Source organism: Paenibacillus oryzisoli, from assembly GCF_001653565.1.
In the GTDB taxonomy this organism is placed as follows: domain Bacteria; phylum Bacillota; class Bacilli; order Paenibacillales; family NBRC-103111; genus Paenibacillus_E; species Paenibacillus_E oryzisoli.
Genome location: NZ_LYPB01000053.1, coordinates 62206 through 71237, shown reverse-complemented (window position 1 = coordinate 71237; position 9032 = coordinate 62206). Strand labels below are relative to the sequence as shown.

Sequence of the window (9032 nt, the reverse complement as noted above, 5' to 3'; positions counted from 1 at the left end):
TTCTTGATAGTCATCAAACCATGCGTGCTTACCATAAGCTCGATCTGCGACTAAGATTCTCTGGCAATCCTGTAAGATAGGGCAGGACTTCATATCCGGATCATTTCCCGTAGTTTCAGTAACTTTGTACAGTTCTCCACGATCTGCCAGTAAGGCTACGTGTAGCTTTACTCCAGCTTTTTCTCCTTTCAAAGGAGCCCAGGGCATGCGTCCTAAGCCAGTTGTAATTTTCGTGGAGTCAACAATAAGCAGTTCCTGCGGAATCCCCAAGGAACGACGTGTTTTTCTATTGCACTGCTTAATCATGAATTGCAATAATTGTTTAAATAGCTCAAAGGGCACTACTTTTGCTTTCTTAGAGATCGTGGAGTAATTGACAGGTTGCAATCCAGACTTACCCATGCGCTGCTCACCGTCTCGGTAACCTTTCCACTCTTGAAAAGCAGCTTCGCTGAGAAACAAAAATAAATCATAGACGGTAAACTTTCGAGCCACATCGATAAAGCCTAAAGTATCCATAAAGCTTTGCATGATTTCTTCGGGAAGAACCTGTTGCAGAATANTGCGCTGCTCACCGTCTCGGTAACCTTTCCATTCTTGAAAAGCCGCTTCGCTGAGAAACAAAAATAAATCATAAACGGTAAACTTCCGAGCCACATCGATAAAGCCTAAAGTATCCATAAGGATTTGCATGGTTTCTTCGGGAAGAACCTGTTGCAGAATGGTTGTTAGTGAAGTAGACTTGTTCATGAGGCCGCCTCATTTCGGGTGTTTGTAGGGGTACAAATACCATACCGAATGAGCGGCCTTTTTGGCTACCTTTTTTTGGTTAATCAACAGGCCTGCAGAAAATCCAGTTATTCAACGGCTACGCCGTCCTCCGAGGCGGATTCGATCTCATTTCTCAGGTTTGCCCCGATATTGTCCGGGGGTTATGCCTTCCATTTTGCGGAAATAGCGAATGAAATTCGCCGGATTGTTGTATTTGAGCTTCTCTGCAATATCCGTGACCGTCATATTCGTCTCGCGCAACCAACGCTTGGCGATATCGAGACGGTATTGGGCCAAATAATCGGCAAAGTTAATTCCGGTCTCCTGACGGAATACCCGAGAGATGTACTGCGGGTGATAATTAATGCGGGCAGCGCATTTTTCCAACGTCAAATCCGTATCGAACGCTTCCTCAATCAGTCGCTTCACCTCATCCGAAATCGTACGGAATTGCGTATCCCTCCGCTCCTCCAGCAAGCCGATGCTAGGCTCCACAATCTGCTCGTAGAACCAAGCTTCGATCTCCCTGACAGCGTGAAGGTGCAACAGCTCGTCGAACAGGGATCTCTCCCTCTGATTCAGCGCATATAACGAAATCCCGGAATCCTGCAGCAGACGGATCAAATCGACCAACAGACGAACGAGTGAAAGCTGATAATCGTTGTGGTTATCGACGGATTTGGAGGCATTCTCGATGAATATCGCTAACGCTTCATGTGCCCGCGTCTTATCTGACGACTGAATCGCATCGATAACTTGCGCAGCCGCTTCCTTCGGATATTGACTCTCCTTGCCTTTCTTAGGCTGCACGTCCTCAATGAACAATGCCGCCTCCCTCCCGAGCTGCACGCGATATTTCAGCGCTACTACGCATTCCGCGTAGCCTTGCTCCGCATCCATCCAATGCGCGAAGCTTCGGCTAATGCCTACGCTCGCTTCTACGGACAAGTAGCCTTTCACCGCTTCCTGAATAGCTACGGCCATCTCGAACACGTTATCCTTGAAAGCCTCTTCGGAACCTGTCTGCGTACCTGCAATTAGGAGCACCGCATCTTGAAACACGATTGGAGCCAACCGTTCATGATTGGGCACCAGTTCTGACACGATATTGCTAATCGCAAAGAGCAGCAAATCACGGTCCTTCTCATCGAATCGACTCTCCGCCAAATCATCGATTTGGAAAAGGAGCACACGCATTTTGTCCCACTCCAACGTATAGCCATAATACTGGAGCCGTTCTTGAATCTCAGATGACTTCGCTTCGCCCGTGAGCATTTTGCGAACGAGCAGCTCGGTCATATGCTCCTGTTGGCCCTCTAACTGAAATTGCATACGCGATTGATTGGACAAAAGGGATTGAATGCCCTCGCTGATGACGCCTAATTCGTCCTTCGCTTCACGGGACGTTTTGGCATTCGCAAGAGAGCGATAGATGCTTCTTACAGGCCTGTACACACTTCGTGTACCTAGCACGGCAATGATAACGGACGTACATAAAGCGATGACGCTAACCCATAGGGATGTCCATGCAATGCTTTTGGCCCGCTTCGTCATCTCGCTGATCGGAAGCACAGACACGTACGTCCAACCATTGTAGGCGGATTTGCGATAAGAAATGGACATGTCCTCGTCTTGCACGCGGGACTTGAACAGCCCGGTTGCCTCACTAGATTCGGCAATATGACGAATGAACGACTCTTGCGACATATCCTTTCCGACCAGTGTTCGGTCCCGGTGCGCCACGAGCTTGTTCATTTCATCCACGATGTACATTTGCCCCATGTTGTCGTCTTCTAAATCAATCAGGTTGCTCGTTTCCTTCCCTGACAACAGCACCGCCATCATGCCCTGAGGCTTCAGGGAGTTGATCGGCCACTTTTTCACATTCATGATCGTATAGTTATTACTCACGACTGAAGATTCCGCATCATAGCGTTCGGATAAATCCATACTGACCCACTTGGAGCCAGCTTGCATCGTTGCGAACCCGAGCAGTAAATCCTTCATTTTCACATGACTATATTCATTAAATCCTGAATTGCTAATTAACCAGTCATTCTCCAGGCTATACAGGAAGACATCCTTGATCCCAAGCTCAAAAGTCTGTATCCCCAGAAGGTTATCATAGAGATCGTTGATTAACTCTGCATCCGTGATGGCCAGCCGCTTGCCAATCGCGCTCGTCATTAGAGGTGTATTCAACAATTGCGACGCCGTATAATCGATGGTCTTCAACGTTTGCTCGACGCGCAGCTGCGTTTGGCGCAAGATCTGTGCGTTGCTTTCATTCACCTTTTCCAGAACGGTATGAGAGGAATATGTATAGGAATACCACCCCAAAATGAGAACTGGAAAAGCCCCCACAACGAGCGTAAGCACGATTAATTTGCGTAAGTACGTATGTGTCTTCATGCCCCCGTTGTCTCCTTCAGCAGACTAGTCTTGGTTACTGTCAATTCCTCTATTATAACAAATAGGATCTGTGTCATGGGGAAAAACACAGACCCTGACAGCGGGGCACAAGACTTCGATTATTTCTTGGCTGATTTGTTATATTCGGCTGTGTACTCTTCGATTACCTTGCTGCCGCCATTTTGCTTCCATTGTTCCACGGCTTTGTTCCAGCCGTTCTCATCCAGCGCGCCCATAATAAATTTGGTTCTCGCATCCTCGATCAATTTATCCAGTTCCTTGCCTTTCTCACTTGCCGTGTCAGAAATTAACGCATTGACGGGGTTTTCGATCGCGATTTTCGCATTTTCTCTCCATACATTGTCCCGTTGATGCACAAGCTCAGGACCGAACGTTGTCACTTGATCTCTTAAGACAGCAAGCTGAGAAGAATCGCCCATCCCGTACTCTACAAGTAATTTAGGATCTGCTGTTTTCTTGTATTCACCGTTTTCAACCGTGTATTGACGGCCTTCAATTCCATTGTAGAGCATATTTTGCATGTCTTTATCGGATAATTTATCGAAATAGTTCAAAATTGCCTTCAGCTCAGTTTCCGTTTTTACAGATGTCTTAGGAATCATGAAAATCCCGTAAGATCCAGTTCCCGCGATACTGCGAAGTCCTTTCGGTCCTTCCAATGCACCAATGATCGTAACTTTGGCTTTGGGATCTACTTTCTTCGCTTGCTCTTCAATGCCGTTCGCATCATTCAAGTTCGCAACCCAAGCGCCAGCTGTTCCTTTGTTCATCACTTGGCGACCGTCTTTGACGACAGCGAAATCGAGGTTGATCAGCTTCTCATCGTACAGCTTTTTGTAGAACTTCATCGTTTCCAAGTACGCAGGTGACAAGTGAGCTGGACTCATCTTGCCATCCTTTAACTCCCAATCGGCAGGCCCACCATGCCAAGCCAGCATATCTCTCCAACCCGCAGGCGTTTGCTGTTCAACGAGTCCAACCGTATCATTTTTGCCATTTTTATCAGGATCATTATTCGTAAAAGCTTTCAGCACATTGTAGAACTCATCAATCGTCTTCGGCACTTGCAAGCCCAGATTGTCCAACCAATCTTTACGCAGCGTAATCCCGTCTCTCGCTAAGTCCCTCTCCCGATAAATCCCGTACACTTTCCCGTCAATGGAGATTGCGTTCAAGGCAATGGGGTTCATGCGGCTTAAGTTTTTATAATCCTTCAAGTAAGGACCGAGCTCCCAGAACATGCCTGAGCGAACAGAATTCACAATGAAAGGTACCTTTTGATTCAAAACGGTAATGACACTCGGCAGCTCGCCTGAGGCGACCGTTGCGCTTAATTTATCCGAATAGGTCGCAGATGGCACCCAATTCAACTTCAATTCTGTGTTTGTCACGCTTTGAATTTTCTTGAAAATCTCACCGTCCGTTGACATCGGCTCCGGATTGAAGCTCGGCATCATGATCGACATTTTATAAGGAGCTGCCGGCTTAGCTGATTCAGTTGCTGCTGTGGACGGCTTCGCACTCCCATCAGCGCTAACCGCTTCTTTGCTTGCTCCGCCACAACCTGCAGCCACCCCAGCAGTCAGTGTTAGAACAGAAGCTAATGCGATGGACTTAGTCATTTTCGGATGCAACATTTTTTTCATAGTAAACGTCCTCCCTTTTTATATGATACATCTATCGAGAAACTGTGGAAACAGTTTACCCTTTAACGGAACCCAGCAACACGCCTTTGGCGAAATGCTTTTGTAGAAACGGATACACAATCAGAATCGGCAATGTGGAAATGACGATAACGGCCATCTTCACACTTTGCTCAGGCGGTTGTACGAAATCTGCTGCGAGTGAAGTTGAATCGCCAAGCCCGCCGCCATCTGACATGATGACAATCTGCCTGAGCAGCACTTGGATCGGCCATTTTGTAGAGTCATTAATATAGAGCACGGCACTGAAAAAAGTATTCCAATGTCCCACCGCATAAAATAGCGAGAACGTGGCAATAGCCGGCAGGGATAGCGGTATGACGATGCGGAACAATATGCCCGGATCGGAACAGCCATCAATCTTGGCGGATTCCTCCAAGCCATCGGGCAGCTGTTGAAAGAAATTCCGCATAATAATGAGATTGAATGCGCTAATCGCGCCGGGAATCAACAACGACCAGTACGTATCGATCATGCCTAGCTGTTTAATCACCAGAAATGTCGGGATCATCCCACCGCCAAACAGCATGGTGAATATGACAGCGATTTGAATCGGTTTACGGTAGTCCAAATCCTTCCGCGCCAGCGGGTAGGCCATCAAACATGTCATCATGATATTGATGAACGTACCTGCAATCGTGATGAAAATCGTGACGCCCATGCTGCGCATCAACGTTCCAGTGGAGAAAATGTACGAATAGGCACTTAGCGAGAATTCCGTCGGGAACAGGATAAAGCCTCTCTGCAATAATTCCTTTTGGGTCGCAAACGAACCCGCAACGATATAAATAAAAGGGATCAATGTCACTAGTGCAAATACAGTTAACAAGGTGATATTGACGCCATCGAACAACCTGCTGCCTAACGAACGATCTTTAACCATGGGATAGCCTCCGTTCCATCACGTTACACGACACCTTCCTCGCCCATTCGCTTGGCGATAAAGTTCGAAGCTGCTACGAGCACGAGTCCAACAACTGATTTGAACAAGCCTACAGCCGTGCTATAGCTATACTGTCCTTCCGAAATTCCTGTCGAATACACATAGGTGTCGAACACCTCGCCAACCTCGCGATTCATCGCATTCAGCATGAGCCAGATTTGTTCAAACCCCGTATCCAGAAAATGCCCAAGCCGCAGAATAAGCAGAATGACAATCGTGGAGCGAATCGCGGGAAACGTCACATTCATCATTTGTTGCATGCGGTTCGCCCCGTCAATGCGAGCAGCCTCATACTGCTGGGGATCCACGCCTGACAACGCGGCTAGGAAAATGATCGTCCCCCAACCTGTTTCCTTCCAGATCACCTCTGCTGTAATGAACGTTCGGAACCAGTCCGCGCTGAGCAAGAAGTTAATCTTGTCACCGCCAAGCGACTTAATTCCTTCATTCACTAGTCCCCCTTCGGTTGTGAAGAATAGGTAGACTATGGATACGATGACGACCCAAGACATGAAATGTGGGATATAGACCACCGTTTGAATCGTTCTTTTGAACAACTCCACCCGAAGTTCATTCAGCATCAGCGCAATAATAATGGGTAATGGGAAAAAGAACACAATATTATAGATCGCTAATATGAAGGTGTTGCTGAGCAGCCGCCAGAATAGCGGGTCTCCGAAGAACCGATTAAAGTGCTTCATTCCCACCCATTCACTGTCCCAGAAGCCGAGGAACGGCTGGTAATTCTTGAAAGCGATGAGTACGCCGTACATAGGTACGTACTTAAAAACGAGAAAATACAAGATGCCAGGGAGCAGCATCAGATACAGCCATCGGTTACGCAGCATGCGTTTCATATGTTGCTTACGATGTATCCCTCTCGCGGATGTCGCGGACGCCTTGGTCGCGGCTAGGGCTGATTCTGTGTGCATAACTGCACTTCCTTTCCTTCCTGGTGTTGTTCCTAGTCGAACACGTCGATTGCTACCTCTGCATCATAGGGAACATGTGATATTGCCGTCCATAGTCATTCCTGCACGTGTTTCGGGAGGACGCGAAAAGCCTGTCGCAGCAAGGGATTGCGGCATGTTATAGTCATCATCGGACACCGTATAGTCATTGTTATACTCGGCGTTGGAGAGGCGACAATGGATGTCATAGAGATGACGAAAAGCCCTATCCCGCTCGGCGATAGGCCGGTGAATAGAGCTTTAGACAAACAAAAAAGAAGTTCCGCCGCGAAGCGAAACTCCCCACTATTTATTAACGCGATACCTCTAACGATTTCTTGCCGCTTAGACCAAGAATCCGAGTGGTTGACGTATGAATTTCATCGATAAGCTCTGGATGTTTCAGAAGTGACACACCATAACTCGGAATCATTTCTTTAATTTTCGGTTCCCACTCTTTGATATGTTCAGGGAAACATTTCTTCATTAACTCCAGCATTACCGAAACCGCGGTAGAAGCCCCAGGCGAAGCGCCGAGTAATGCTGCTAATGAACCGTCAGCTGAACTAATGACTTCCGTACCGAACTGAAGCGTTCCTTTGCCAGCAGCCGTGTCTTTAATAACTTGTACACGTTGGCCCGCTACAACTAACTCCCAATCTTCCGTTTTGGCACTTGGGATAAACTCCCGCAGCTCTTCCATGCGCTTCTCTTTGGACAACATAACTTGCTCGATCAGGTATTTCGTCAATGACATGTTCTTGGCTCCGGCCGACAACATTGTCACGAGGTTATTCGGTTTAACCGATGTAACCAAATCGAACATGGAGCCGGTTTTCAGGAACTTAGGTGAGAAGCCCGCGAATGGTCCAAATAATAACGACTTTTTATTATCGATAAATCGTGTATCGAGATGCGGAACTGACATTGGCGGTGCGCCAAGTTTCGCTTTACCGTAGACTTTCGCGTGGTGCTTTGCGACGACAGCCGGATTATTACATACCATGAATATCCCGCTCACCGGGAATCCTCCGATATTTCTACCTTCCGGAATACCGGACTTTTGCAGCAGATGCAAGCTTCCGCCACCACCACCGATGAAGACGAATTTAGCCGTATGGCGTTCAACACTGCCACTGTTAATATTACGTATTTTCAATTCCCATGAGCCATCGCTAGTACGTCTCAAGTTGTCAACACTGTGCTTATATTTAATATCAACGTTCTTCGACTTTAAGTGATTGAATAGTATACGCGTTAAAGCGCCAAAGTTTACATCCGTACCGGTGTCAATTTTGGTTGCTGCGATCGGTTCATTGGTTGGACGATCTTTGATAATCAGTGGAATCCATTCCATTAACTTCTTAGGGTCATCGGAGAATTCCATCCCTTGAAACAGTGCGTTGTTGGACATTGCTTCATAACGTTTCTTCAGAAACGATACATTTTGCTTGCCTAGAACCATACTCATATGAGGCAATGGCATGATGAAGTCTTGTGGATTACGGATTAGCTTGCTATTGACGAGATAGGACCAGAACTGCATCGAATGCTGGAATTGTTCATTAATTTGAATAGCTTTACTAATATCGACAGATCCGTCTGGTTTCTCGGACGTGTAGTTAAGCTCGCACAGTGCCGCATGCCCTGTACCCGCATTATTCCATTCGTTAGAACTTTCTTCTCCCGCATTTTCGAGCTTTTCAAAAACTTTGATTTCCCATTCAGGCACTAATTCTTTCAGAAGCGTCCCCAATGTCGCACTCATAATTCCTGCACCAATTAAGATGACGTCTGTTTTCGTTTCTCTGTTGCTCATTTTAACCATCCTTATACCCTGAAATTTGCAGAAAGGATATAGACGCGCCTACTTCAGCGTTACAGCAAGCCAGGACGCAGACTAGACACACACCTTTTCTGTATCATTAATAAGCCAATCGATACAATATTTATTACTATTATATGATAGTTACAAGTACTACGACAAGAAGTGAGACGAAGAAGTCGTGTCGATAAAACGAATAACTACCAAAATAAACAGCTACGCCGTCCTTTGAAGGACAGGAGCGTTTATCTAGAAATTCAGCATAATAATTAATAAGTAAAACTTATAAATTCTGATATTTTAAGAAAGACCTGCAGCTTGTGGCTGTAGGTCCATTAAGGATGAATGGCAATACATTTTTATCCAATAAAATGACAAAATTTGTTATTTCCCACGCGCTGATGGTC

Annotated in this window: 6 protein-coding genes; all 6 read right to left on the bottom strand. The window is 46.5% G+C overall.

Features of this window, described 5'->3' with window-relative positions; genetic code table 11:
* On the bottom strand, positions 1–306 hold a 306-nt coding region (locus A8708_RS36390), incomplete at its 3' end, for a transposase (protein ID WP_275667875.1).
* Positions 307–897: 591 nt separating this feature from the next.
* Complete coding sequence (locus A8708_RS10600) at positions 898–3183, bottom strand: helix-turn-helix domain-containing protein (protein ID WP_068663483.1); 2286 nt, start codon at positions 3181–3183, stop codon at positions 898–900.
* A gap of 119 nt (positions 3184–3302) precedes the next feature.
* Positions 3303–4850 (bottom strand): extracellular solute-binding protein, encoded by a 1548-nt coding sequence (locus tag A8708_RS10595; protein ID WP_157264661.1) that lies wholly within the window; start codon positions 4848–4850, stop codon positions 3303–3305.
* A gap of 55 nt (positions 4851–4905) precedes the next feature.
* Positions 4906–5790 carry a carbohydrate ABC transporter permease gene (locus A8708_RS10590; protein WP_068663482.1) on the bottom strand — a complete coding sequence of 295 codons (885 nt, stop codon included), beginning with the start codon at positions 5788–5790 and terminating at the stop codon, positions 4906–4908.
* Positions 5791–5813: 23 nt separating this feature from the next.
* Positions 5814–6782: an ABC transporter permease gene (locus A8708_RS10585; RefSeq protein WP_068663481.1), complete on the bottom strand. Its 969-nt coding sequence runs from the start codon at positions 6780–6782 to the stop codon at positions 5814–5816.
* 331 nt (positions 6783–7113) lie between these two features.
* Positions 7114–8619: a malate:quinone oxidoreductase gene (locus A8708_RS10580; RefSeq protein WP_068663480.1), complete on the bottom strand. Its 1506-nt coding sequence runs from the start codon at positions 8617–8619 to the stop codon at positions 7114–7116.
* Positions 8620–9032 lie beyond the last annotated feature (413 nt).